Origin of the sequence: Serratia entomophila (genome assembly GCF_021462285.1) — a bacterium.
In the GTDB taxonomy this organism is placed as follows: Bacteria; Pseudomonadota; Gammaproteobacteria; order Enterobacterales; family Enterobacteriaceae; genus Serratia; species Serratia entomophila.
In genome coordinates this window covers 2,246,006-2,269,552 of record NZ_CP082787.1, presented here as the reverse complement: position 1 = coordinate 2,269,552, position 23,547 = coordinate 2,246,006, and the positions used below count along the sequence as shown (strand labels likewise).

The window sequence follows — 23,547 nt, the reverse complement described above, 5'->3', positions numbered from 1 at the left end:
TACAGTGCGTCCGTAGCTCAGTTGGTTAGAGCACCACCTTGACATGGTGGGGGTCGGTGGTTCGAGTCCACTCGGACGCACCAAAATCTGAAGCAATACAGTGCGTCCGTAGCTCAGTTGGTTAGAGCACCACCTTGACATGGTGGGGGTCGGTGGTTCGAGTCCACTCGGACGCACCAAAATTTGCCATCACCGGTTCTTCCCTTCCGTGCAAAACTTCCGTTGATTTATCTCCGCCCAAGGTTGCGTTACCCTTAGTCTCCCTCGCCCATCAGGAGTGCATTATGACCACATTTATCGCCAAGACCGCTTTTCAGCCGCTGGATAATGGCCTGGCCCGGCGCGAAGGCACGATGAGCGACGGCCTGGCGGCGGTGGAAGTGCGTTTCGCGGCCGGCGCTTTCGGCCAACTGCAAAAGCGCGATCGCGCGCTGCAAACCCGGGTGTTATCGGGCGAGTTCGAGTTCACCGTCGGCGGCGACACGCAAATCTTGCTCACCGGGGAAACCCTGGAGGTTCCGGCCAACGTCGCCAGCGGCTGCTTCTGCCTGGCGGCCGGTACTCTGCTGGAGATTACCCAGACCACGTGATTGCGCCACGCACAGCAAGGTTATTTGCGCAACAACCGCCCTCAGAAGATGAACATTTGCGCCACATTTGCTGGCGATTTAACGGATCGGATAGAGGCCAGCGGTTTTTTATTTTGTTTCCCGCCGCTTAGCCTTTATAATGCGCAACGTCTTTCAGTTGAATGGTTTCAGCCCTTGATCTGCGAAAACGCAATAACAACATATTGTCACCTCACCCCGTTGCGCAGCATCCCCGCACCCCGGCGCGGGCCGAATTTTTCCGCACCACTTCAACTGTCGTCACCTATCCTTAACGATGTTTTGCACCACCAGGCACGATTCAAATTCCTTACCCGTGGCTTTGCCACCGGTTTACTTCGTTTTTTTATCCATCACAACTTGTAGAAAACTCCGTCATGAAAAAGACCAAAATTGTTTGTACCATCGGTCCAAAAACCGAATCGGAAGAAATGCTGACCAACCTGTTGAACGCGGGCATGAACGTTATGCGTCTCAACTTCTCCCACGGCGATTATGCAGAGCACGGCAACCGCATCAAGAACATGCGCGCCGTAATGGCTAAAACCGGCCTGAATGCCGGTATTCTGCTGGATACCAAAGGCCCGGAAATCCGCACCATGAAACTGGAAGGCGGCAAAGACGCAGCTCTGATCGCCGGCCAAACCTTCACCTTCACCACCGACCAGAGCGTGATCGGCAACGGCGAACGCGTTGCGGTAACCTACGCCGGCTTCTCCGCAGACCTGAAAATCGGCAACACCGTGCTGGTTGACGACGGCCTGATCGGCATGGAAGTCATCAACGTGACCGAAAACGAAGTGGTTTGTAAGGTGCTGAACAACGGCGACCTGGGCGAAAACAAAGGCGTTAACCTGCCGGGCGTTTCCATTCAACTGCCTGCGCTGGCGGAAAAAGACAAACGCGACCTGATCTTCGGTTGCGAACAAGGCGTGGATTTCGTTGCTGCGTCCTTCATCCGCAAGCGTTCCGACGTGCTGGAGATCCGTGAACACCTGAAAGCCCACGGCGGCGAGCAGATCCAGATCATCTCCAAGATCGAAAACCAGGAAGGCCTGAACAACTTCGACGAAATTCTGGAAGCCTCCGACGGCATCATGGTTGCCCGCGGCGATCTGGGCGTTGAGATCCCGGTAGAAGAAGTTATCTTCGCGCAGAAGATGATGATCGAAAAATGCAACCGCGCGCGCAAAGTGGTGATCACCGCAACCCAGATGCTGGATTCGATGATCAAGAACCCGCGCCCTACCCGTGCGGAAGCCGGTGACGTAGCCAACGCCATTCTGGACGGCACCGACGCCGTTATGCTGTCCGGCGAGAGCGCCAAGGGCAAATACCCGCTGGAAGCGGTCACCATCATGGCGACCATCTGTGAGCGCACCGATCGCGTGATGCCGAGCCGCATCGACAGCCTGAACGACAACCGTAAACTGCGCATCACCGAAGCCGTCTGCCGCGGCGCGGTCGAAACCGCAGAGAAGCTGGACGCGCCGCTGATCGTCGTTGCCACCAGCGGCGGCAAGTCTGCCAAATCCGTGCGCAAATACTTCCCGAACGCGGTGATCCTGGCGCTGACCACCAACGAAGTCACCGCCCACCAGCTGATCCTGAGCAAAGGCGTGATCCCGCAGATGGTCAAGGAAATCGCCTCTACCGACGACTTCTACCGCATCGGCAAAGAAGCCGCGCTGGCCAGCGGCCTGGCGCAAAAAGGCGACGTGGTGGTGATGGTTTCCGGCGCGCTGGTGCCAAGCGGCACCACCAATACCGCCTCGGTACACGTGCTTTAATATAAACGTGACATAATTGTCTTGACGAAAACGCCGCTTTGCGGCGTTTTTTTTAGCAGCAGTAAACAGTTTTTTCAAAAACGCAACCGTGCACTGCTCATTATTTGGCTAATTACAAATCAGAGTAGTCCCATGGAATCCGGCTGTTTTCCCTCGTTTTTTTAACTATTTTGTAAAAGCAGATGCAAGTTTGAGCGAACGATCAAAATAAAGCGCCTCAATACAAAAAAATTATTCTCTTTCGAAAAAAGTTTGTGTAATACTTGTAACGCTACATGGAGATTAACTCAATCTAGAGGGTGTTATAATGAATCGTACTAAACTGGTACTGGGCGCGGTAATCCTGGCTTCCACTATGCTGGCAGGCTGCTCTAGCAACGCTAAAATCGATCAACTGTCTTCTGACGTTCAGACTCTGAACGCTAAAGTTGACCAGCTGAGCAACGACGTGAACGCAATCCGTTCTGACGTTCAAGCAGCTAAAGACGACGCAGCACGCGCTAACCAGCGTCTGGACAACCAAGCTCACGCTTACAAAAAGTAAGATAGCTTCGGTTATTGAAACGGCGCACATTGTGCGCCGTTTTTTTTGGCCGCAACTCCCCCAACCCCACCGTTTCACCCATTGCAACGCAAAAAAAAGAGGCTCAGCGCGCTGAACCCCTTGGCAAATTCTCAGCCTTATCTCGTATTTAATTCACCGAACTGATAGGTGCCCCGCCGAATGGGCTTTTATTCGCCGCAGGAGCCGCTGCAGGCGTCAAACTCACCTCGGACGGGTTCTGCCCCAGGTTAACCAGTACCGGCATCCCTGAGCGGCGTACAACCGCGCTGTCGAACACTGCCTTATCGGTCTGGCCATCGGCAGCAAAGCTTTTCTCGTCTTTGGACAAGGCGATCGGCATGGTCTGCGGGTCGTCGCTCTCTACGCGCGACAGCGGCTGATGCACTTCCACATAGCGTTTGCCGTCCGGCTCAACCGAAATCTTCACCGGATCGTTGATCACCTGCACGCGGGTACCGCGCGGCACCATATTGAACAGCGCCTCGATATCCGCCGGGCGCAGGCGGATACAGCCGGAACTGACGCGCATGCCGATGCCGAAGTTGGCGTTGGTGCCGTGAATCAGGTACTCACCGTGGCCCATCGCCAGGCGCATGGCGAACAGCCCCATCGGGTTTTCCGGGCCGGCCGGCACCACCGCAGGCAGCGTTACGCCCTTAGCCTGATAGCGCTTGCGGATATTGGCGGTCGGCGTCCAGGTCGGGTTAGGGATCTTCTGGCTGACCGACGTTACCTGCAGCGGCGTATGCATGCCGGTCTGGCCGATACCGATCGGATAGACGATCACCTTGTTCTCGCCTTTCGGATAGTAATACAGGCGCAGCTCCGCCAGGTTGACGACAATCCCTTCACGCTTGGTATCCGGCAGCAGCATCTGGGTTGGAATGGTCAGCACGCTGCCCGGCTTTGGCAGGAAGGGATCGGTGCCAGGGTTGGCCTCCAGCATGCCCAGCAGGCCAATTTTGTAATCGGCGGCGATCGCTTCCAGCGGGCGACCGTCGTTCGGCACGGTATAGGTGGTATTCTCGCCGATCAGGCGGCTGTCCGGCGGCGGCAGCGGATACTCGGTCGCGCTGGCAGCCTGGGTGCCGGTCAGTACGGTGGCAAATAGCATGCCCATTAAACTCAACGCACGTTTCATTATCATCCCTATATTTTTTATTACGGTTCGGCCTCAAGGCTAACGAGCACTTGGCGGTGGGTAAATCAGACAATACCTGATTAATACTAGCAACGCTGGCACCAAAGGCAATAAGTCCTCTAAAAATCAACATGTTATAACGTAATTGCCGCATGCGATTGTCAAGCGTTCGTCAAGAGATAAGCTGCTGATATGTCACTGAATTAGCACAAACAAGGGGATGGCGTGAAGGGATTGTAAAGACTCATTGACAATAGCAATAAACCAATGAGTCTTTATAAATTCAGAGGGAAATCGGCTCAGGCCAGCAGGGCGGCCTTGCCGCGGATGGCGCGGATCATCGCCTCCAGCCCCTGAGAGCGCGACGGCGTCAGATGCTGGCTGAGCGCCAGCTCGGCGAAGAACGGCCGCACGTCGAGATCGACAATTTGCTGCGGCGTCAGCTGCTGGTAAAGGATAAACACCACCGCCAACAGCCCTTTGACAATCGCCGCATCGCTGTCGCCGTGAAACTCCACCAGCCCCTGCTCACTGCGGTTCAACACTATCCACACCTGGCTCTGGCAGCCGGAAATCAGGTTGCCGGGCCGGCGCTCGGCGTCGTCCAGCGCCGGCAGCTTAGCGCCCAGCTCGATCACGTACAGGTACTTCTCCTCCCAATTCAGGCAGCGGGAGAAATTACGCACCAATTTATCTTTGTCCGGCAAATTCGCCATGAGGATCCTTTCAGTTACGCCGGGTTCGCCCCGGCCTAGCCCAATAGCTGATGAATACGCTGCAAACCGGCCACCAGCCGGTCTACCTCTTCCCGCGTATTATATAACGCCAGCGAGGCGCGGCACATGCTCGGCACCTGATAAAACGCCATCAGCGGCATAGCGCAGTGATGGCCGGTGCGAATGGCGATACCGTACTGATCGAGGAAGCTGCCGACGTCATAGGCATGATGTTCGCCCAGATTAAAGGCTATCACCCCGGCGCGATCCGCCGGGCCGTAGATTTTCAGCGTCGGCACCTGCTGCAGCGCCTCAAGCGCATAGTGCATCAGCGATTGCTCGTAGTCGTGGATCGCCTCCAGCCCCAGCGCATTGACGTAGTCGATCGCCGCCCCCAGCCCCATAATGCCGGCGGTATTGGGCGAACCGGCCTCAAAGCGCCACGGCGGTTCGGCGAAGGTAGTGCCGTTGGTCAGGCTGACCTGCTGGATCATCGCCCCGCCGCCTTCCCACGGCGGCATCTGTTGCAACAGCGCCCGGCGGCCGTACAGAATGCCAATGCCGGAAGGCCCGTACAGCTTATGACCGGAGAACACGTAGAAATCGCAGCCCAGCGCCTGCACGTCAACCCGCTGATGCATCACCGCCTGCGCGCCGTCCACCAGCACCTTCAACGCCGGCGCCAGCGCCTTGGCCCGGGCGATGATTTCACCGATCGGATTGACGCAGCCCAATACGTTGGACACCTGAGTGAGCGCCAGCAGCTTGGTCGACGGGTCGATCAGGCCCGGCAGCTGCGCCAGATCCAGGGTGCCGTCCGCCTGCAGCGGCCAGACCCGCAGGTTCAGCCCGCGCTCCTGCGCCACCATCTGCCAGGGCACGATGTTGGCGTGGTGTTCCATTTCGGTGATGATGAGGCTGTCGCCCGGCTGCAGCAAGTGGCGGCCGAAGCTGTTGGCCACCAGATTAATGCCCTCGGTGGTGCCCTTGACGAACACCGTCTCTTCCGGCGAGGCGGCGTTGATAAACCGCGCCACCTTTTCTCGCACCGCTTCCATCTCCTGCGTCGCCTCGGCGCTCAGGGTGTGGATGCCGCGGTGCACCGCGGCATAGCCATGGCGATAAAAATCCAGCTCGCGGTCGATCACCGCCTGCGGTTTCTGCGCGCTGGCGGCGCTGTCGAGGTAGGCCAACGGCCTGCCGTTGACCTCGCGCGCCAGCAGCGGGAAATCGCTGCGCACGCGCTCAATCGGATAACTCATGCGGCCTCCCCCGGCAGGCGCTGCGCGATGCGCGCCAGCACCCATTCACGGATGGTTTCATTGGCGATGCCTTCGGTCAGTTCGGCGGCGAAGGCGAAGATGATCATTTGCTGCGCCGCGTGCTGGTCGATGCCGCGCGACTGCAGGTAGAACATTTGCTCCTCATCGATGCGCCCGACGGTGGCGCCATGGCTGCACTTGACGTCGTCGGCGTAGATCTCCAGCTGCGGCTTGGTGTCCACTTCCGCCACCTTGCCCAGCAGCAGATTGTGGTTGTTCATCTGGCCGTCGGTCTTGATCGCGTGCTTGGCCACTTTGATCATGCCGTTAAACACCGCTTTGGCGCGATCGCTGACCACGGTTTTGTGCAGTTGACGGCTTTCGCAGTAGCCTTTGTTGTGCTCCAGATAGGTGCGGGTATCGCATACCTCTTTGCCGACCGGCAGCACCAGGCTATTGATGGCCAGACTGGCCCCCTCACCGTTCAGCTGCGCGCTGGTGTTGTGGCGGGTCAAACCGGCGCCCAGCAGGAAGCTGTCGCTTTTCACCCGCGCATCGCGGCCAATCACCAGATCGTTATGGGCGAAGTGGTAGCTCGGCTGGCTCTCGAACGCCAGCTTGCAGTGCCGCAGCGCGGCGTTGTCTGCCACGTTGGCGGTCAGGCGCGCGCCGGTGAAGTGCGCGGCGCCGTCCAGGCTGACGTAATGCTCGATCACCTCGGCCTGCGCGCCGCGCGCAATCTCCAGATGATGGCGATGATGGACGGTATTCACCTCACCCTCGGTTCCGCGCCCGCTGCTGATGTGCAGCAGATAGAGCGGCCGTGCCGCGGTCTTGCCGGCCGCCAGCCGTATGATGCTGGTTTCCTGCGCCAGGCTTTCGGTCAGATGCAGGAACACTTCCGGCTGAATCGGCTCCGGCAGCGCCTGCGGGATGCCGTAGGCGGCCGAATCGAACTGGTAATCACCCAGATCGCTGTCGCTGAGCGCCGCGCTGAAACGGCCGTCGACGAACACCAGGCGATAAGCCTCGATGTTCAGCGCCAGCGCGTCGCGCTGCGCTGCGGTGACCGGCTCGGCCTGCGGATCGAGGAACCGCTGCTCCAGCAGCCCTTCCAACGGGGTGTATTTCCAGTTTTCGTGCTTACGCGTCGGCCAACCGAGGCGCAGCGCCTGCTGCCAGTGCGCCAGCGCATGGGCGGAGTGTTCGCCGCCGCGGGCTTCGAACAGGCTGTACAGCTGCTGCAGCGCGCGTGAATTATTGTTCGTCGGCAAGCCAGCCATAACCCTGCTCCTCCAACTGTTTCACCAACGAGAAATCGCCGGATTTAACGATGCGGCCCTGGGACAGCACGTGCACGTAGTCCGGCTTGATGTAGTCCAGAATGCGCTGGTAGTGGGTGACGATGATGAACGCGCGCTTACCGTCGCGCAGCGAGTTAACGCCGTTGGCGACGATCTTCAGCGCGTCGATGTCCAGACCGGAGTCGGTTTCGTCGAGGATGCACAGATCCGGCTCCAGCGCCGCCATCTGCAGGATGTCGTTGCGCTTTTTCTCGCCGCCGGAGAAGCCGACGTTAACCGAGCGGGTCAGCAGGTCGGGCGGCATATCCAGCAGCGCGATTTTCTCTTCGATAAAGTCCGCGAAGTCGAAACGGTCGAGCGGCTCCTGTTCACGGTACTTGCGCACCGCATTGACCGAGGTCTGCAGGAAGAAGTGGTTGCTGACGCCGGGAATTTCCACCGGGTACTGGAACGCCAGAAATACCCCCTCGCCCGCGCGGTCTTCCGGATCCAGCTCCAGCAGATCCTTACCTTTGAAGCTGACTTCGCCTTCGGTCACTTCATACTCTTCACGGCCGGCCAGGGTGGCGGAGAGCGTGCTTTTTCCCGAGCCGTTCGGCCCCATGATGGCGTGCACCTCGCCCGGTTTGATCTCGAGATCCAGACCTTTGAGGATCTCGTTGCCTTCCACGCTGACTTTCAAATTCTTGATGCTTAACATGCAGTGTCCTCAGGTAGCGCTGTGCGCTAAAAATTCGGCGGTTAGCCCACGCTGTGTTCCAGGCTGATGGCCAGGAGTTTCTGCGCCTCGACGGCGAACTCCAGCGGCAGCTCGGAGAACACGTCCTTACAGAAGCCGTTGACGATCATCGAGATGGCGTCGTCTTCGCTGATGCCGCGCTGCAGGCAGTAGAACAGCTGATCGTCGCCGATCTTCGAGGTGGTCGCCTCGTGTTCCAGCTGGGCGCTGTTGTTGCGCGCTTCAACGTACGGGAAGGTGTGGGCGCCGCTGTCCGGCCCGATCAGCATCGAGTCGCACTGGGTAAAGTTACGGGCGTTTTCCGCCCCCGGCAGGATTTTCACCAGGCCGCGATAGGTGTTCTCGCTGTGCCCGGCGGAGATGCCTTTGGCGATGATGGTCGACCTGGTGTTTTTGCCGATGTGGATCATCTTGGTGCCGGTATCCGCCTGCTGATGGCCGCTGGTCAGCGCCACCGAGAAGAATTCGCCGATCGAGTTGTCGCCCTGCAGGATCACGCTCGGGTATTTCCAGGTGATCGCCGAGCCGGTTTCCGACTGGGTCCAGGACATTTTTGAGCCGGCGCCTTCACACAGCGCACGCTTGGTGACGAAGTTCAGGATGCCACCCTTGCTCTCCCCGCCGGAGAACCAGTTTTGCACCGTCGAATATTTCACCTCGGCGTCTTTGTGCAGGATAACCTCCACCACCGCCGCGTGCAGCTGGTAGCTGTCGCGCACCGGCGCAGAGCAGCCTTCGATATAGCTGACGTAGCTGCCTTCGTCGGCGATCAGAATGGTGCGCTCGAACTGACCGGTTTTAGCGGCGTTGATGCGGAAATAGGTCGACAGCTCCATCGGGCAGCGTACGCCCTTCGGCACGTAGACGAAGGTACCGTCCGAGGCCACGGCGGCGTTCAGCGCGGCGAAGAAGTTATCGTTGGACGGCACGACGCGGCCCAGGTATTGGCGCACCAGATCCGGGTATTCCTGAATGGCTTCGCCGAACGAGCAGAAGATCACCCCGCTTTCCGCCAGCTTTTCACGGTAGGTGGTGGCCACCGACACCGAGTCGAAGATGGCGTCCACCGCCACCTCGCTGCCTTCGCGCACCGGCACGCCGAGCTGATTGAACGCCAGTTCCACTTCGCTGGTCAGGTAGTCTTTTTCCGTCGCGGCGCCAGGCTGTTGCTCCGCGCCGGGCTGTGAGCCGCAGGCGTCGTCGCAGCTGCCGCAGGAGGGCGCCGAATAATAGCTGTAATCCTGGTAGTTCAGGCGATCGTAGTTGGCCTTCAGCCAGTGGGGCTCTTCCATCTGCAGCCAGGCGCGATAGGCCTCGAGACGGAATTCCAACATCCATTCTGGCTCGTTGCGCTTGGCCGAAATGGCGCGCACCACGTCTTCGTTGATGCCCTTGGCCAACTCATCGGTGGCCAGCTGAGTGAAGAAACCTTCTTTATAGCGACCTTCGCTGACCCAAGCCTGTACTTCATTAGGCATTTCTACATTGCTTCGTGTCATGTTGATTGCATCGCTCAAACGCCAAAACTCTCGCCGCACCCGCAGGCATGCTGAGCTTTAGGGTTATTGAATTTGAATATCTGATTCAGCCCTTCACGGACGAAATCCACCGTGGTGCCATCGATAAACGGCATGGCTTTCAACGGCACATAGAGTTTGGCGCCTTCACGCTCAAACAGCAGGTCGTCATCGGCCGGATCGCGGGTCAGATCCAGCACATAGGCGAACCCGGCGCAGCCGGATTGCTTCACCCCTAGCTGCAGCCCCTTCACCTGCGGATCCTGTTGCATCAGTTTAGTAATTTGTTGTACGGCGCTATCGCTGAGCGCAATGCCTTGCCAGACATTTTCATCCAGAGAAAAAGTGCCGACATTTTCCGTTTGCATAGGGTCTACCTCACACTCGTGTTTGACCACAGCCAATCTGGGTTGCTTATATGTTAGTGATAACGATTATCACTTCAACCGTTTGTTTTGCGGGGGTATCCGTCGCCGGCGCGCTTTTCCGCTGCGGCGTGCGGCAAGCGCGCGGGACAGCTGCGGCGCCTGGCGCGATATTGCGGAAAGGAGTTCATTTTATCCCTATGAATTTATTGCACATCCTGCATCACCGTACCGCTTTCCCCGGTGGCCCGCCGGCTTTACAGCAGCGCGGAACATTGCCGATTTAAACATTCATAGAAAATACCTATTTCTGTATTTTGTCTGTCGTAAAAATGCGTTTAACGGCAATAACCGGTATTTTCAGCCCGCCCCATGGGATAAAGTTTAGTCGTTACTGAGTATATTGGGTCGCCGCCGGCCTATTGCACCCCAGCGGCCAATAAAAAATTCAACAGAAGGATTGATCGCAAACGCAGCAGTAAATATGATAATGATTATCATTCAATTGTAATTTGAGCGCGGGCAAATGACTATTTCGATCAATGCATGGCTGCTGGGCAAGATTGATGACTACAAATTCAGCGTGCGGGACGCCACGGTAGATTTCTACATGGCGGAGGCGGCGCTCAGGCGACCGGAATGCAACGTTAACCACCTGAAGCGCTACAACAGCGTCAGCCTCACCATGGCCAATCTGTGCCTGGAGAACGGCGACGACGAAAGCTATCTGCATGCGCTCAGCAAGCTGCACAACCGGCTGATCGTGGAGATCAACAACCCGCAGCGCTGCCAGCTGTTTCGGGTACAGAGCTACCACTTTGCCCGCCATACGCTGACGCTGATCTGCCAGAAATATGCGATGGAAGGCACCTGGGAAAAGGCCAACGCTTTCCAAAAGGACTTCGTCAAGCGGGTGCCTTTCCAGCTGTAATGGCGGCTGATGAGATGAAATTATCGGGTAAATAGTCCGGATGAGGGAAAATCATTTGGCTACGCGCCGCCCTTGCGCGTCGATCACCCTTTCGCCGTCTTCTTTGGTGAATTCGCCCTTTTGCGCATCCGGTAAAATATCCAGCACCGCTTCGGAAGGCCGGCACAGTTTGGTGCCTAAGGGCGTCACGACAATAGGCCGGTTAATCAAAATCGGCTGCTGGAGCATGAAATCGATCAATTGGTCATCGCTCCATTTCGCTTGAGCCAACCCTAACTGCTCATAAGGCTCCACATTTTTACGCAACAGGGCGCGCACGCTGATCGTCATATCGGCGATGAGTTTGACCAGTTCATCACGGCTTGGCGGCGTCTCCAGGTACAAAATTACCCTTGGCTCCACGCCGCTATTGCGGATCAGTTCCAGGGTATTGCGCGACGTGCCGCAGGCCGGGTTGTGATAAATCGTAATAGCGCTCATACATCACTCTCTAAGGTTGGCCAGCGCTATTCGCGGCTGGCGGTTGGCTGAGTAAAGGCATTTTTTCTACACGGATAAACGCAATGCCAGGGCCGCCAGCGTGACAAACAGCACCGGCAGCGTCATGACAATGCCCACCCGGAAGTAATATCCCCAGGTGATTTTGATGTCCTTTTGCGCCAACACGTGTAGCCACAGTAAGGTCGCCAGGCTGCCGATAGGGGTGATTTTAGGGCCCAAATCACTGCCGATGACATTGGCGTAGATCATCGCATCTTTAGTCACGCCGGTGGCAACGCTGCCGTCGATGGACAATGCGCCCACCAGCACCGTTGGCATATTGTTCATGATGGAAGACAGGAACGCCGTGAGGAAACCGGTTCCCAAAGTGGCGGCCCAGAGGCCCTGCCCGGCAAAGCCATTGAGTATCGATGACAGGTAATCGGTGAGCCCGGCATTGCGCAATCCGTAAACCACCAGGTACATGCCCAGAGAAAAAATGACGATCTGCCAGGGCGCGCCGCGCAGCACTTTGCCGGTATTGATGGTGTGCCCTTGCTTAGCCACGATAAACAGAATCAAGGCGCCGGCGGCCGCCACCAAACTGACCGGAACGCCCAACGGCTCCAGCCCGAAGAACCCAATCAGCAACAGCAGCAGCACACCCCAGCCCGTTTTGAATGTCTGCGGATCGCGGATCGCCTCTTTTGGGGCTTTTAATTTGGATAATTCATAGGTAGCCGGGATATCTTTGCGGAAAAACAGGTGCAGCATCGCCAGCGTAGCGACGATCGCGGCAATATCGACCGGCACCATCACCGAAGCGTATTCATTGAATCCCAGCTTAAAGAAATCGGCCGAGACGATGTTGACCAGATTCGACACGATGAGCGGCAAACTGGCCGAGTCCGCGATAAACCCTGCGGCCATCACAAACGCCAGCGTAGCGCCTTGACTGAAGCCCAACGCCACCAGCATGGCGATCACTATGGGCGTCAGTATCAATGCGGCGCCATCATTGGCGAACAACGCGGCAACCGCCGCCCCCAACAACACAATATAAGTAAACAACCAGCGCCCCCGCCCGTTGCCCCACCGCGCCACATGCAGCGCCGCCCATTCAAAGAAGCCGGACTCGTCCAGCAACAAGCTGATGATAATGACGGCGATAAAGGCCGCGGTGGCGTTCCAGACGATATGCCACACGGCGGGAATATCGCCGAAGTGCACGACGCCACATAGCAAAGCGAGTGCCGCGCCCAGCATGGCGCTCCAACCGATCCCCAACCCTTTCGGTTGCCAAATCACCAGAACAATAGTCAGGACAAAAATCGCCGCTGCCAACCCCATACAACCTCCGATAGCCTGGGTTCTCCCCCGTTTGAGAAGCATTCCCCGTCAAAACGACACAGCGTCAAATACATTCGAAAAATCGAATATGAAAAAGCAAAAAATTTCGTTAACTAGAGGCAGACAGCCTTGCCGCCGGTAGCTGCATTATTGCGGGCAACACGTCGAGCCAATTGAATGACGTCGTCTTTCTGGCTCAGATAGGCTTGTTCAATGACGGCCGCAGCCCAGGCAGGCATATGCGGTGAAAGCCGATAGTGGATCCACTTCCCATCGCGTCTATCCATCAACAATCCACTTTCACGGAGCATCGAAAGATGTCGTGATATTTTGGGTTGCAACTCCTCGAGTGAACCTGAAAGTTCACAGACGCAGAGCTCGCCCAACTCCCGTAGAAGCAGGACTATTTTCAAACGTGTTTCATCAGACAGATTTTTGAAAAGCTGCAGGGCCGTTAAAGCCATTTTCATCACCTCGGGTTACTTCTACCCACAGTATTATTTTTTCTCTCGATGTCAACATCATATTCGAAAAAACGAATTTATAAACATAGAATCTCAGAGGTGGTCATGCTCGCGGCGCCAAAGGCGAACCCGCAGGCGAACCGCCTGCGGGAAGGGACCGTCAGTCAATCACCGCGGTGGTCAGGCGCGATGTGCAGCACAGGCGATCGCGCGGGTCGAAAATCTCAATCTGCCACACCTGGTGCCGGCGGCCAACGTGCAGCGCACGGCACACGCCGCGCACCTGGCCATCAAACACCGCCCGCAGGTGGTTGGCGTTGATCTCCAGCCCCACCACCTTTTGCTCGCCTTCGCTGCACAGGTAACCGGCCATAGAACCCATCGACTCCGCCAGCACCACCGACGCCCCGCCGTGCAACAGCCCGAATGGCTGGCGGGTGCGGCCGTCCACCGGCATGGTGGCCTCAAGGAAGTCATCGCCCAGTTGGGTAAACTCAATCCCCACGTGGCTGACCATACAGCCTTCGCCGGCGCGGTTCAGTTGCTCCAGCGACGTTTCACGTTTCCACAGTTTCACACAATCATCTCCAGAAGTGCCTGTAATGGGTGGCGCACGCCGTTGCCTTCGATACGCTTCACCTGGCTGCGGCAGGAATAGCCGGTCGCCAGGCAGCGTTGCCGCGGCAGGCGCTGCAACGCCGGATGCCATGATAGTTCATAAATGCCGAGCGAGTTCTGCAGGTTCTTCACTTCATGCCCGTAGGTGCCGGCCATGCCGCAGCAGCCGACGCTGACGTTCTCCAGTTTGGCGCCGAAGCGGGCGAAGATCGCCGCCCACTGCTGGCCGCTGGCCGGCAGCGCGGTGGTCTCGGTGCAGTGACCGAACAGGTACCAGGGTTCGCCGGTCGCCGGCTGTTCGGCGCGTTCCGCCACCAACTGCTGCAGCCATTCGTGCACCAGCTGCACCTGGAAATCACCGCGTCGTTCGCCGAGGATCTCGTTGTATTCATCGCGATAGCACAGCACCAGCGCCGGATCGACCCCCACCAACGGCATGCCGAGCTGCGCCACGCGGTTGAGGAAGTCGGCGGTTTTGCGCGCGGTGCGGGCAAAGCGGGTGAGAAAACCTTTAATATGCTGCGCCTTGCCGTTCGGCGAGAACGGCAACAGCACCGGTTTATAACCGAGCTTTTCCACCAGCCGGACAAAGTCCGCCACCACTTTGGCGTCGTAATAGCTGGTGAACGGATCTTGCACCACCAGCACGTGCCGTTCGCGCTGTTCGGCGCTCAGCCCTTCCAATTGTTCCAGCGTCAGGGTGACGGCGCTGTGGCCGGAAAGCTGCTGGCGCAGCGTCGGGCTGGACAGCATCGGCAGATCGACCATGCCGATGGCGCTGCGGCTCATTTCGCGCACCCAGGGTTGGCGGAAGAAGAAGTTGAACACCTTCGGCGCCCTGGCCATCAGCGGCGTGTAGCTCTCCACTCCGGCCACCATATAGTCGCGCGCCGGGCGCAGGTAGCGGGTGTGATACAGCTGCAGGAAGCGCGAGCGGAAGCCCGGCACGTCTATTTTGATCGGGCACTGGGTGGAGCAGGCTTTGCAGGCCAGGCAGCCGGACATCGCCTCTTTCACCTCATGCGAAAAGTCATACTCGCCCTTGCCGGCGTACCAGCTGTTGCGGGTTTTTTCGATCAGGCCGCGGAAGCTGAGGCGCTGCTGCGGCAGCTGTTTTTCCAGCGCCAGCGGATCGACCCCCTGCTCTGACAGCAGGCGCAGCCACTCGCGCACCAGCGCTGCCCGCCCCTTCGGCGAATGAATGCGGTTGCCGGTAATCTTCATCGACGGGCACATCGGGCTGCGCACGTCAAAGTTGAAGCACAGGCCGTTGCCGTTGCATTCCATCGCGCCACGGAACGAAGTGCGGGTGGCAATCGGGATCTGGCGATCGAAAGTGCCGCGTTTTACCGCATCCACCTTCATCATCGGCGCATCCAGGTTCAGCGGCGCGCAGATCTTGCCCGGGTTGAGTCGATTATCCGGATCGAACGCCGCCTTGATGCGGCGCAGTTCTTCGTACAGCGTTTCGCCGAAGAATTCCGGGCTGTATTCGGCGCGGAACCCTTTACCGTGTTCACCCCACAACAGACCGCCGTATTTGGCGGTCAGCGCCACCACCTGGTCGGAAATCTGCTTCATCAGCACCTCCTGCTGCGGATCGCACATGTCGAGCGCCGGCCGCACGTGCAGCACGCCGGCGTCGACGTGGCCGAACATGCCGTAGCTCAGGTTGTGGCCGTCCAGCAGTTGGCGGAACTCGACGATGTAATCCGCCAGATGTTGCGGCGGCACGCAGGTATCTTCGGCGAACGGGATAGGTTTGGCCTGCCCCTTGGCGTTGCCCAACAGGCCAACGGCTTTTTTACGCATGTTATAGATGCGCTCGATGCCCGCCAGATCGCCGCAGATCTGATAACCAATCACGCCGCCCTGCCGTTGTGCAATCAGCTCATCCAGCCGCCGACACAGGCTTTCCATCTGGCCGTCGATCAGTTCTTTGTCGTCGCCGGCGAACTCCACGATGTTCAGACCGAGCATCTCTTTGTCCGGCACATTGGTGATCAATTCGCTCACCGAATGCCAGACGATGTCTTCCCGCGCCAGATTCAGCACCTTGGAGTCGATAGTCTCCACCGACAGCGCCTTGGCTTCCACCATAAAGGGCGCGTTACGCAGCGCGGAGTCAAAGGAATCGTATTTCACGTTCACCAGCCGGCGCACCTTCGGCAACGGCGTGATGTCCAGCCGCGCTTCGGTGATAAACGCCAGCGTGCCCTCTGCGCCGGTCAGAATGCGCGTCAGATCGAAAGTCTGCAGATCGTCGCTCAGCACGTGGCGCAGGTCGTAACCGGTCAGGAAGCGGTTGAGCTTGGGGAATTTCTCCAGGATCAGCGCACGCCGGTCGCGGCAGCTGTTCAGCACCCGATGGTAGATGCGCCCTTCGGCGGTGTCTTCCTGGGCAATCGTTTCCGCCAGCGGCGTCGGCATCGCGCGGGTGTCGATCATTTCGCCGCCCAGCAGCACCGCCCGTAGACCAAGCACGTGATCGGAGGTTTTGCCATACACCAGCGAGCCCTGCCCGGAAGCGTCGGTATTGATCATGCCGCCCAGGGTGGCGCGGTTGCTGGTGGAAAGCTCCGGCGAGAAGAAATAGCCGAACGGCCGCAGGTACTGATTGAGCCGATCTTTGATCACCCCGGCTTCAACCCGCACCCAACCCTGTTCGACGTTGATTTCCAGAATGCGGTTCATGTGGCGCGACATATCGACCACAATGCCGGTATTGAGCGCCTGGCCGTTGGTGCCGGTGCCGCCGCCGCGCGGGCTGAAGGTCAGCGCCTTGAAGCGCTCTTCCGCCGCCAGGCGGGCTATCAGGGCCACGTCGCTGGTGGATCGGGGGAACACCACCGCGTCCGGCAGCAGCTGGTACACGCTGTTGTCGGTCGCCATCGTCAGCCGATCGGCGTAGCTGGTGGCGGTATCGCCGTTAAATCCGTTTTGCTTCAGTGCTTCCAAAAAGTCGAGCACCCGTTGAACGAGGCCGGGCGCCTGAGAAATTTGTGGGATCATTCGCTTTTTTGACCCTGTCTGTCTATTTTTTATGCGCCAATGAACGCTGAATCGGGTCTTTATTCAGACCCACCCTATTTTTTATTGATGGTAAAAACTAACATACTCGTTTAGTGAAGGCATTCACATTATTGCCCTTATTGCCGCACCGTCGGCGGCGCGGAAAAACGCGCCGTTGGCTGTGAAAATCGGCCAAGATGCACCATGATTAAACGGTGCCAAGGATTTAACTGACCAGGATGAGAACCCATTGATGCCACTTCCGCACTCGCGTTACGACTTACCGCGAATTATTTTCGGCGTGCTGTTTATCGCCATCATGATCGTCGCCTGTTTTTGGGTCATTCAACCGTTCATTCTCGGCTTTGCCTGGGCGGGCATGGTGGTGATCGCCACCTGGCCGCTGTTGATCAAGCTGCAAAAGCTGCTGTGGGGCCGCCGCTCGCTGGCGGTGGTGGTGATGACGCTGCTGCTGATCCTGCTGTTCATCCTGCCAATCTCGCTGATGATCAGCAGCCTGGTGGACAACAGCGGCCCGGTGATCGCCTGGGCCAGCACGCCCGGCAAGCTGCATATTCCCGATCTGGCCTGGCTGCAGTCCCTGCCGATGATCGGCGACAGGGCCTATAACAGCTACCACACCATGGTCAACGCCGGCGGCGCCGCGCTGCTGGCCAAGGTGCAGCCGTACTTCGGCCAGACCGCCACCTGGTTTGTGGCGCAGGCGGCGCATATCGGCCGCCTGTTGCTGCACTGCACGCTAATGCTGCTGTTTAGCGTGCTGCTGTACGCGCGCGGCGAACAGGTGGCGCTGGGCATTCGCCACTTTGCGGTGCGCCTGGGCGCCGACCGCGGCGACGCGGCGGTGCTGCTGGGCGGCCAGGCGATCCGCGCGGTGGCGCTGGGCGTGGTGGTAACGGCGCTGGTGCAGTCGGTGCTTGGCGGCATCGGCCTGGCGGTAAGCGGCATTCCGGCCGCCACCCTGCTGACGGTGCTGATCTTCATCTGCTGCGTGGCGCAGCTGGGGCCATTGCTGGTGCTGGTGCCGGCTATCATTTGGCTGTACTGGACCGGCGACACCACCTGGGGCACGGTGCTGTTGGTGTGGAGCTGTGTGGTGGCCACGCTGGATAACGTGCTGCGGCCGGTACTGATCCGCATGGGCGCCGATTTGCCGATGCTGCTGATCCTGTCCGGCGTGATTGGCGGGCTGTTGGCCTTCGGCCTGATCGGCCTGTTTATCGGCCCGGTGGTGCTGGCGGTGTCTTATCGCCTGCTCACCGCCTGGATGGACGAAGCGCCGGAGCCAAGCGCCGATCTGAAAGAAGTAGAAAAAAATCTGGAAGAGATGTAATTCCCTCCTCTGCCCGGTACGCCGGGCAGAATATATTTCCCGTCCTTTAATTATTCCTAACTCCTTTGGGTAATATGCGCAAAAATATAATGCGGCAGAATACGCTACCCGCCAGGCGTTAATTAAACATGCCGGATAAATACTTCTTTTCCGGTCGGGCAAAAAAACCACACCGGAAAAAATAAAACGTAACGATGCTATTGATTAGGATGATTCTTAATGACTAATCGCGCTGAAAAATCTAGTATTATGGCCATCTATTGCTTCAAATCACTGATTTTAAAGCAACCTTTCTAAACAATGTAATGCCATACATGTGAATTGCTGTGTGTAGTCTTTGCCCATCTCCTATGATGGGCTTTTTTTTATTGTTTTTTCGACAATATGTTTATTTTCCAACCTGCTTGTTACATTAGGAAATAAAAAAGCCGCAACCTCAGGCTGCGGCTTTTACATCAAATAATCCCTAAGGCATTATTTTTTCTTCGACAGATTAATCCAGGTTTGCACCACGGTATCCGGGTTGAGCGACAGGCTGTCGATGCCCTGCTCCATCAGCCATTCGGCGAAGTCCTCATGGTCGGACGGCCCCTGGCCGCAAATGCCGACGTACTTGCCGTGGCGTTTGGCGGCCTGGATCGCCATCGACAGCAGCGCTTTCACCGCCTCGTTGCGCTCGTCGAACAGCTCGGACACCACGCCGGAATCGCGGTCCAGCCCCAGCGCCAGCTGGGTCATGTCGTTGGAGCCGATGGAGAAGCCGTCGAAGTGCTCGAGGAACTGGTCCGCCAACAGGGCGTTGGACGGGATCTCGCACATCATGATCACCTTCAGCCCGTTCTCGCCGCGCTTCAGCCCCTGGCGCGCCAGCTCGGCCACCACCGCTTCCGCCTGCGCCACGGTACGCACGAACGGCACCATGATTTCGACGTTGGTCAGGCCCATTTCATTGCGCACGCGTTTCACCGCTTCGCACTCGAGCGCGAAGCAGTCGCGGAAGCTGTCGGCCACGTAACGGCCGGCGCCGCGGAAGCCCAGCATCGGGTTCTCTTCGTGCGGTTCGTACTTCTCGCCGCCCACCAGGTTGGCGTATTCGTTCGACTTGAAGTCGGAGAGGCGCACAATCACCCGCTTCGGCCAGAAGGCCGCGCCCAGGGTGGCGATGCCTTCGGTCAGGCGGCCGACATAGAACTCGACCGGGTGGTCATAGCCCTGCATCAGCGCGCGGATTTCGTTCTGCAGCGCCGGGGTCTGCTGATCGAACTCCAGCAGCGCCCTCGGGTGCACGCCAATCATGCGGTTGATGATGAACTCCAGCCGCGCCAGGCCCACGCCTTCGTTCGGCAAACGCGCGAAGTCGAAGGCGCGATCCGGGTTGCCGACGTTCATCATGATCTTCAGCGGCAGATCCGGCAGCTCGGTCACTTCGGAGCTTTGTACGGTGAAATCGAGCATGTCGCTGTACACGAAGCCGGTGTCTCCTTCGGCACAGGAGACGGTGACCTTCTGCCCGTCTTTCAACACGTCGGTGGCGTGGCCGCAGCCCACTACCGCGGGAATGCCCAGCTCACGAGCGATAATCGCCGCGTGGCAGGTGCGGCCGCCGCGGTTGGTGACGATAGCCGCGGCCTTCTTCATGATCGGTTCCCAATCCGGGTCGGTCATGTCGGTCACCAGCACGTCGCCCGGCAGGATGCGGTCCATCTCGCTGATGTCGTGGATCACCTTCACCGGGCCGGCGCCGATGCGGTGGCCGATAGCGCGCCCTTCCACCAGCACTTTGCCGGAGCCGTTGAGCTGGTAGCGCTCCATGGTCTGCTCGTTGGAGCGCACGGTTTCCGGACGCGCCTGCACGATCAGCAGCTTGCCGGTGTGGCCGTCTTTCGCCCACTCGATATCCATCGGGCGGCCGTAGTGTTTTTCGATCAGCATCGCCTGGTGCGCCAGCGCCTGCACTTCGTCGTCGGTCAGAGAGAAACGGCTGCGCTGCTGCTCCGGCACGTCTTCAATGCGTACCTGCTTGCCGTGATCCTGCGACGGCGCGTACACCATGCGGATTTTCTTCGAGCCCAGGTTGCGGCGCACGATCGCCGGATTACCCTTCTGCAGGGTGGGTTTGTGCACGTAGAACTCGTCGGGGTTCACCGCGCCCTGCACCACCATTTCACCCAGGCCGTAGGCCGAGGTAATAAACACCACCTGATCGAAACCGGACTCGGTATCGATAGTGAACATCACGCCCGACGACGCCAGGTCTGAACGCACCATGCGCTGCACGCCGGCGGACAGCGCCACGCCGCGGTGGTCGTAGCCCTGATGCACGCGGTAGGAAATCGCGCGGTCATTGAACAGCGAGGCGAATACGTGCTTGATCGCCACCATCACGGCGTCGATGCCCTGCACGTTGAGGAAGGTTTCTTGCTGGCCGGCAAAAGAAGCGTCCGGCATGTCTTCGGCAGTGGCCGAAGAGCGCACGGCGAACGAAGCTTCCGGCTGGCCGTCGGAGAGTTGTTGGTACGCCTGGAGGATTTCACGCTCGAATTCCGCATGGAACGGCGTGTCGATCACCCATTGGCGGATTTGCGCACCGGCCTTGGCCAGCTGGGCAACGTCGTCAACGTCAGTTTGATCCAGTAACTGATAGATGCGCTGGTTAACACCGCTTTGTTCGAGAAAATCGTTAAACGCCTGCGCGGTGGTGGCAAAACCGTTTGGCACGGCCACGCCCAAGTCGGAAAGGTTGGTGATCATTTCACCGAGGGAGGCGTTTTTGCCGCCGACGCGGTCAACGTCGTGCATGCCAAGCTGGTTGTACCAAAGCACATTCCGCAAGTCTGGGCCATTGTTGGACATCGAGACAATCCTTATTGCTATCAGTAGGGTATAGACGGATTTAATTCGCTTGCTATCTCAGCGCCGCTAAAAACGGAGCTGGACCAGACTAGCACAATGATCCCCAGGAAATGGAAAGGTGAATCGATCAACCGGCTGAAGAAAATGGATTTTAAGAGAATTACCTAACCGTCTGATTTTCATGGGAACCGTTCCCAACGGCACTAAAAGCTTAATTCTCAACAAATTAAGTAGTTTTTAAACTTTCGGTTAACGCGCCAGGCAATCGATACCCTCCCGGCCGGTTTGCGCTGAACGAGGCGCATAGTCACAATTTTTTCGCTAACCTCTTTACCGGCGGATCCTCCGCGGCACATGATGTCTCTTAGTGGTTAATGCAGGAACACCGTTTTCAGGTAAGGAGCCTCGGGTGGAAAGAAGCGTTTTTTATATTTCGGATGGCACGGCGATTACCGCTGAGGTGTTGGGCCACGCGGTGCTGTCGCAGTTTCCGGTGACGGCCACCACCTTTACGCTGCCGTTCGTCGAAACCGAGGCGCGCGCGCGGGCGGTTTGCCAGCAAATTGATGATATTTACCGTGAAACCGGCGTCAGGCCGTTGGTGTTCTACTCCATCATTTCGCCGGAGGTGCGCGACGTGATCGTGCAAAGCCAGGGATTCTGCCAGGATATCGTGCAAGCGCTGGTCGGCCCGTTACAGGACGAACTGGAGGTAGAACCGACACCGGTGCCGAACCGCACCCATGGGCTGACCGCCAACAACCTCGGCAAATACGACGCGCGCATCGCCGCCATCGATTACACGCTGGCGCACGACGACGGCATCTCGCTGCGCAACCTCGACCAGGCGCAGGTTATCCTGCTGGGCGTTTCGCGCTGCGGCAAAACCCCCACCAGCCTGTATCTGGCGATGCAGTTCGGCATCCGTGCCGCCAACTACCCGTTTATCGCCGACGATATGGACAATCTGCACCTCCCCGCCTCGCTGAAGCCGTTTCAGCACAAGCTGTTCGGCCTGACCATCGATCCGGAGCGCCTGGCCGCCATTCGCGAGGAACGGCGCGAAAACAGCCGCTATGCCTCGCTGCGCCAATGCAGAATGGAAATCGCCGAGGTGGAGGCGCTGTTCCGCAAAAACCAGATCCGCTATCTCAATACCACCAACTACTCGGTGGAGGAAATCTCGACCAAGATCCTCGACATCCTCGGCATGAGCCGCCGCATGTTCTGATTCGCACCGGCAGGGGCTGCCCTGCCGCTTATTTCAGCGCCGGCGGTAATTTTTGTGCTTTTTTTAGCGGTCTTGATCAACAGAACACAATCTCTACGGTTGAATTCAGCGATTTTTGCGTTATTGTGATCGCCATCACTTCCCGGCACTCCTGCCGCAGAGAAGAACAGTTTCCAGAGAAAACCATGCACAAAACAGATGAACTGCGGACCGCGCGCATCGACAGCCTCGTCACGCCGCAAGCGCTGGCGGACAAGCTGCCGATCTCGGCGGATATCGCAGATAACGTGACCGCGTCACGAAAACGCATTGAAAAAATCCTGTCCGGCGAGGACAAGCGCCTGCTGGTGGTGATTGGCCCCTGCTCTATCCACGATCTCGACGCCGCCATCGACTACGCCGGCCGCCTGAACGCCCTGCGCGCGCGTTACCAGGATCGCCTGGAAATCGTGATGCGCACCTATTTTGAGAAGCCGCGCACCGTGGTGGGCTGGAAAGGCCTGATTTCCGATCCGGCCCTGGACGGCACCTTCCAGGTTAACCGCGGCATCGAAATGGCGCGCCGCCTGCTGTTGGAGGTCAATCAGCTCGGCCTGCCGACCGCAACCGAGTTCCTGGATATGGTGGTTGGCCAATACATCGCCGATTTAATCAGCTGGGGCGCCATCGGCGCGCGCACCACCGAAAGCCAGATCCACCGTGAAATGGCTTCCGCTCTTTCTTGCCCGGTCGGGTTCAAAAACGGCACCGACGGCAACACCCGCATCGCGATCGACGCCATCCGCGCGGCGCGCGCCGGCCACATGTTCCTCTCGCCGGATAAAAACGGCCAGATGACCATCTACCAGACCAGCGGCAACCCGTACGGCCACATCATCATGCGCGGCGGCAAAACGCCGAACTACCACGCTACCGACATCGTGGCCGCCTGCGATAGCCTGCGCGAGTTCGATCTGCCGGAACACCTGGTTATCGATTTCAGCCACGGCAACTGCCAGAAGCTGCATCGCCGCCAGTTGGACGTTGCCGAGAACGTCTGCCAGCAAATCCGCGCCGGTTCCGCCGCCATTACCGGCGTGATGGCGGAAAGCTTCCTGGTGGAAGGCACGCAGAAAATCGTCGCCGGCCAGCCGCTGACCTATGGCCAGTCGATCACCGATCCTTGCCTGAGCTGGTCCGACAGCGAGCAGCTGTTGGCGATGCTGGCGGATGCGGTGGATACCCGCTTCTGACGCGCTGCCGGGGCG

20 protein-coding genes, 2 tRNA genes and 1 other RNA gene are annotated in these 23,547 nt (G+C 58.5%); 10 read left to right on the top strand and 13 right to left on the bottom strand.

Annotated features, from left to right (window positions below; translation table 11 throughout):
* Positions 1 to 6 precede the first annotated feature (6 nt).
* From KHA73_RS11140 to KHA73_RS11120, 5 genes are all read left to right on the top strand, one after another.
* Positions 7 to 83, top strand: a tRNA-Val gene (locus KHA73_RS11140).
* A 19-nt stretch (positions 84 to 102) separates the two neighbouring features.
* Positions 103 to 179 (top strand) — tRNA-Val (locus KHA73_RS11135).
* A 105-nt stretch (positions 180 to 284) separates the two neighbouring features.
* Entirely contained in the window at positions 285 to 590 is a 306-nt protein-coding gene (locus tag KHA73_RS11130) for a cupin domain-containing protein (RefSeq protein WP_234590897.1), read from the top strand.
* A gap of 395 nt (positions 591 to 985) precedes the next feature.
* Entirely contained in the window at positions 986 to 2,398 is a 1,413-nt protein-coding gene (pykF, locus tag KHA73_RS11125; protein WP_234590895.1) for a pyruvate kinase PykF, read from the top strand.
* Between the two features lie 307 nt (positions 2,399 to 2,705).
* Complete coding sequence (locus KHA73_RS11120) at positions 2,706 to 2,942, top strand: major outer membrane lipoprotein (RefSeq protein WP_005165631.1); 237 nt, start codon at positions 2,706 to 2,708, stop codon at positions 2,940 to 2,942.
* A 148-nt stretch (positions 2,943 to 3,090) separates the two neighbouring features.
* Here the strand turns inward: KHA73_RS11120 and KHA73_RS11115 are convergent, their stop codons facing one another.
* The 7 genes from KHA73_RS11115 to sufA all read right to left on the bottom strand — a co-directional run bounded on the left by KHA73_RS11115 (position 3,091) and on the right by sufA (position 10,010).
* On the bottom strand, positions 3,091 to 4,104 hold the full coding sequence (locus KHA73_RS11115) for a L,D-transpeptidase family protein (protein ID WP_234590894.1): 1,014 nt from the start codon (positions 4,102 to 4,104) through the stop codon (positions 3,091 to 3,093).
* 299 nt (positions 4,105 to 4,403) lie between these two features.
* Complete coding sequence (gene sufE, locus KHA73_RS11110; protein ID WP_234590893.1) at positions 4,404 to 4,820, bottom strand: cysteine desulfuration protein SufE; 417 nt, start codon at positions 4,818 to 4,820, stop codon at positions 4,404 to 4,406.
* 35 nt (positions 4,821 to 4,855) lie between these two features.
* Positions 4,856 to 6,082, bottom strand: coding sequence for a cysteine desulfurase SufS (gene sufS / locus KHA73_RS11105; protein ID WP_234590892.1), 1,227 nt, complete (start codon positions 6,080 to 6,082; stop codon positions 4,856 to 4,858).
* A complete protein-coding gene (gene sufD / locus KHA73_RS11100; protein ID WP_234590891.1) occupies positions 6,079 to 7,365 on the bottom strand; it encodes a Fe-S cluster assembly protein SufD in 1,287 nt (428 codons plus the stop codon). The genes sufS and sufD overlap by 4 nt, the downstream gene beginning before the upstream one ends.
* Positions 7,340 to 8,086 carry a Fe-S cluster assembly ATPase SufC gene (gene sufC / locus KHA73_RS11095; RefSeq protein ID WP_234590890.1) on the bottom strand — a complete coding sequence of 249 codons (747 nt, stop codon included), beginning with the start codon at positions 8,084 to 8,086 and terminating at the stop codon, positions 7,340 to 7,342. Before sufC ends, sufD begins: the two co-directional genes overlap by 26 nt.
* Before the next feature lie 41 nt (positions 8,087 to 8,127).
* Positions 8,128 to 9,624, bottom strand: a complete 1,497-nt coding sequence (gene sufB / locus KHA73_RS11090) for a Fe-S cluster assembly protein SufB (RefSeq protein WP_234590888.1) — start codon at positions 9,622 to 9,624, stop codon at positions 8,128 to 8,130.
* Positions 9,625 to 9,638: 14 nt separating this feature from the next.
* On the bottom strand, positions 9,639 to 10,010 hold the full coding sequence (gene sufA, locus KHA73_RS11085) for a Fe-S cluster assembly scaffold SufA (protein WP_234590886.1): 372 nt from the start codon (positions 10,008 to 10,010) through the stop codon (positions 9,639 to 9,641).
* Positions 10,011 to 10,533: 523 nt separating this feature from the next.
* Between sufA and KHA73_RS11080 the strand changes: the two genes are divergently transcribed.
* Positions 10,534 to 10,938 (top strand): hypothetical protein, encoded by a 405-nt coding sequence (locus KHA73_RS11080; RefSeq protein WP_234590884.1) that lies wholly within the window; start codon positions 10,534 to 10,536, stop codon positions 10,936 to 10,938.
* 51 nt (positions 10,939 to 10,989) lie between these two features.
* On the opposite strand, the gene arsC is transcribed toward KHA73_RS11080, so the two are convergent.
* From arsC to ydiJ, 5 genes are all read right to left on the bottom strand, one after another.
* The gene (arsC, locus tag KHA73_RS11075) at positions 10,990 to 11,418 is read right to left on the bottom strand and encodes a glutaredoxin-dependent arsenate reductase (RefSeq protein WP_234590882.1); all 429 of its coding nucleotides are present in this window, start codon (positions 11,416 to 11,418) and stop codon (positions 10,990 to 10,992) included.
* Positions 11,419 to 11,484: 66 nt separating this feature from the next.
* On the bottom strand, positions 11,485 to 12,768 hold the full coding sequence (locus KHA73_RS11070) for an arsenic transporter (protein WP_234590881.1): 1,284 nt from the start codon (positions 12,766 to 12,768) through the stop codon (positions 11,485 to 11,487).
* Positions 12,769 to 12,881: 113 nt separating this feature from the next.
* Entirely contained in the window at positions 12,882 to 13,232 is a 351-nt protein-coding gene (locus KHA73_RS11065) for a metalloregulator ArsR/SmtB family transcription factor (RefSeq protein WP_234590879.1), read from the bottom strand.
* Between the two features lie 160 nt (positions 13,233 to 13,392).
* Positions 13,393 to 13,809, bottom strand: coding sequence for a 1,4-dihydroxy-2-naphthoyl-CoA hydrolase (gene menI, locus KHA73_RS11060; RefSeq protein ID WP_234590877.1), 417 nt, complete (start codon positions 13,807 to 13,809; stop codon positions 13,393 to 13,395).
* On the bottom strand, positions 13,806 to 16,862 hold the full coding sequence (gene ydiJ, locus KHA73_RS11055; protein WP_234590875.1) for a D-2-hydroxyglutarate dehydrogenase YdiJ: 3,057 nt from the start codon (positions 16,860 to 16,862) through the stop codon (positions 13,806 to 13,808). Before ydiJ ends, menI begins: the two co-directional genes overlap by 4 nt.
* Before the next feature lie 253 nt (positions 16,863 to 17,115).
* Here ydiJ and ydiK point away from each other — a divergent pair, with 253 nt between their 5' ends.
* Positions 17,116 to 18,216, top strand: a complete 1,101-nt coding sequence (gene ydiK, locus KHA73_RS11050) for an AI-2E family transporter YdiK (RefSeq protein WP_234590873.1) — start codon at positions 17,116 to 17,118, stop codon at positions 18,214 to 18,216.
* 259 nt (positions 18,217 to 18,475) lie between these two features.
* Positions 18,476 to 18,585, top strand: an RNA gene (gene rprA / locus KHA73_RS11045) — antisense sRNA RprA.
* Between the two features lie 105 nt (positions 18,586 to 18,690).
* Here rprA and ppsA read toward each other — a convergent pair.
* A complete protein-coding gene (ppsA, locus tag KHA73_RS11040; RefSeq protein ID WP_234590871.1) occupies positions 18,691 to 21,069 on the bottom strand; it encodes a phosphoenolpyruvate synthase in 2,379 nt (792 codons plus the stop codon).
* 409 nt (positions 21,070 to 21,478) lie between these two features.
* Between ppsA and ppsR the strand changes: the two genes are divergently transcribed.
* Both ppsR and KHA73_RS11030 read left to right on the top strand, forming a co-directional pair.
* Positions 21,479 to 22,300, top strand: a complete 822-nt coding sequence (ppsR, locus tag KHA73_RS11035; protein ID WP_234590869.1) for a posphoenolpyruvate synthetase regulatory kinase/phosphorylase PpsR — start codon at positions 21,479 to 21,481, stop codon at positions 22,298 to 22,300.
* Between the two features lie 185 nt (positions 22,301 to 22,485).
* A complete protein-coding gene (locus tag KHA73_RS11030; RefSeq protein ID WP_234590868.1) occupies positions 22,486 to 23,532 on the top strand; it encodes a 3-deoxy-7-phosphoheptulonate synthase in 1,047 nt (348 codons plus the stop codon).
* Positions 23,533 to 23,547 lie beyond the last annotated feature (15 nt).

Bases quoted from the DNA above. Each gene is read 5' to 3' on its own strand.
- ydiK (WP_234590873.1), top strand. From the start codon at position 17,116: ATGCCACTTCCGCACTCGCGTTACGACTTACCGCGAATTATTTTCGGC.
- KHA73_RS11070 (WP_234590881.1), bottom strand. From the start codon at position 12,768: ATGGGGTTGGCAGCGGCGATTTTTGTCCTGACTATTGTTCTGGTGATT.
- sufA (WP_234590886.1), bottom strand. From the start codon at position 10,010: ATGCAAACGGAAAATGTCGGCACTTTTTCTCTGGATGAAAATGTCTGG.
- KHA73_RS11030 (WP_234590868.1), top strand. From the start codon at position 22,486: ATGCACAAAACAGATGAACTGCGGACCGCGCGCATCGACAGCCTCGTC.
- sufC (WP_234590890.1), bottom strand. From the start codon at position 8,086: ATGTTAAGCATCAAGAATTTGAAAGTCAGCGTGGAAGGCAACGAGATC.
- KHA73_RS11080 (WP_234590884.1), top strand. From the start codon at position 10,534: ATGACTATTTCGATCAATGCATGGCTGCTGGGCAAGATTGATGACTAC.
- pykF (WP_234590895.1), top strand. From the start codon at position 986: ATGAAAAAGACCAAAATTGTTTGTACCATCGGTCCAAAAACCGAATCG.
- KHA73_RS11130 (WP_234590897.1), top strand. From the start codon at position 285: ATGACCACATTTATCGCCAAGACCGCTTTTCAGCCGCTGGATAATGGC.
- sufS (WP_234590892.1), bottom strand. From the start codon at position 6,082: ATGAGTTATCCGATTGAGCGCGTGCGCAGCGATTTCCCGCTGCTGGCG.
- KHA73_RS11065 (WP_234590879.1), bottom strand. From the start codon at position 13,232: ATGGCTTTAACGGCCCTGCAGCTTTTCAAAAATCTGTCTGATGAAACA.
- KHA73_RS11120 (WP_005165631.1), top strand. From the start codon at position 2,706: ATGAATCGTACTAAACTGGTACTGGGCGCGGTAATCCTGGCTTCCACT.
- sufE (WP_234590893.1), bottom strand. From the start codon at position 4,820: ATGGCGAATTTGCCGGACAAAGATAAATTGGTGCGTAATTTCTCCCGC.
- ydiJ (WP_234590875.1), bottom strand. From the start codon at position 16,862: ATGATCCCACAAATTTCTCAGGCGCCCGGCCTCGTTCAACGGGTGCTC.
- ppsA (WP_234590871.1), bottom strand. From the start codon at position 21,069: ATGTCCAACAATGGCCCAGACTTGCGGAATGTGCTTTGGTACAACCAG.
- sufB (WP_234590888.1), bottom strand. From the start codon at position 9,624: ATGACACGAAGCAATGTAGAAATGCCTAATGAAGTACAGGCTTGGGTC.
- sufD (WP_234590891.1), bottom strand. From the start codon at position 7,365: ATGGCTGGCTTGCCGACGAACAATAATTCACGCGCGCTGCAGCAGCTG.
- arsC (WP_234590882.1), bottom strand. From the start codon at position 11,418: ATGAGCGCTATTACGATTTATCACAACCCGGCCTGCGGCACGTCGCGC.
- KHA73_RS11115 (WP_234590894.1), bottom strand. From the start codon at position 4,104: ATGAAACGTGCGTTGAGTTTAATGGGCATGCTATTTGCCACCGTACTG.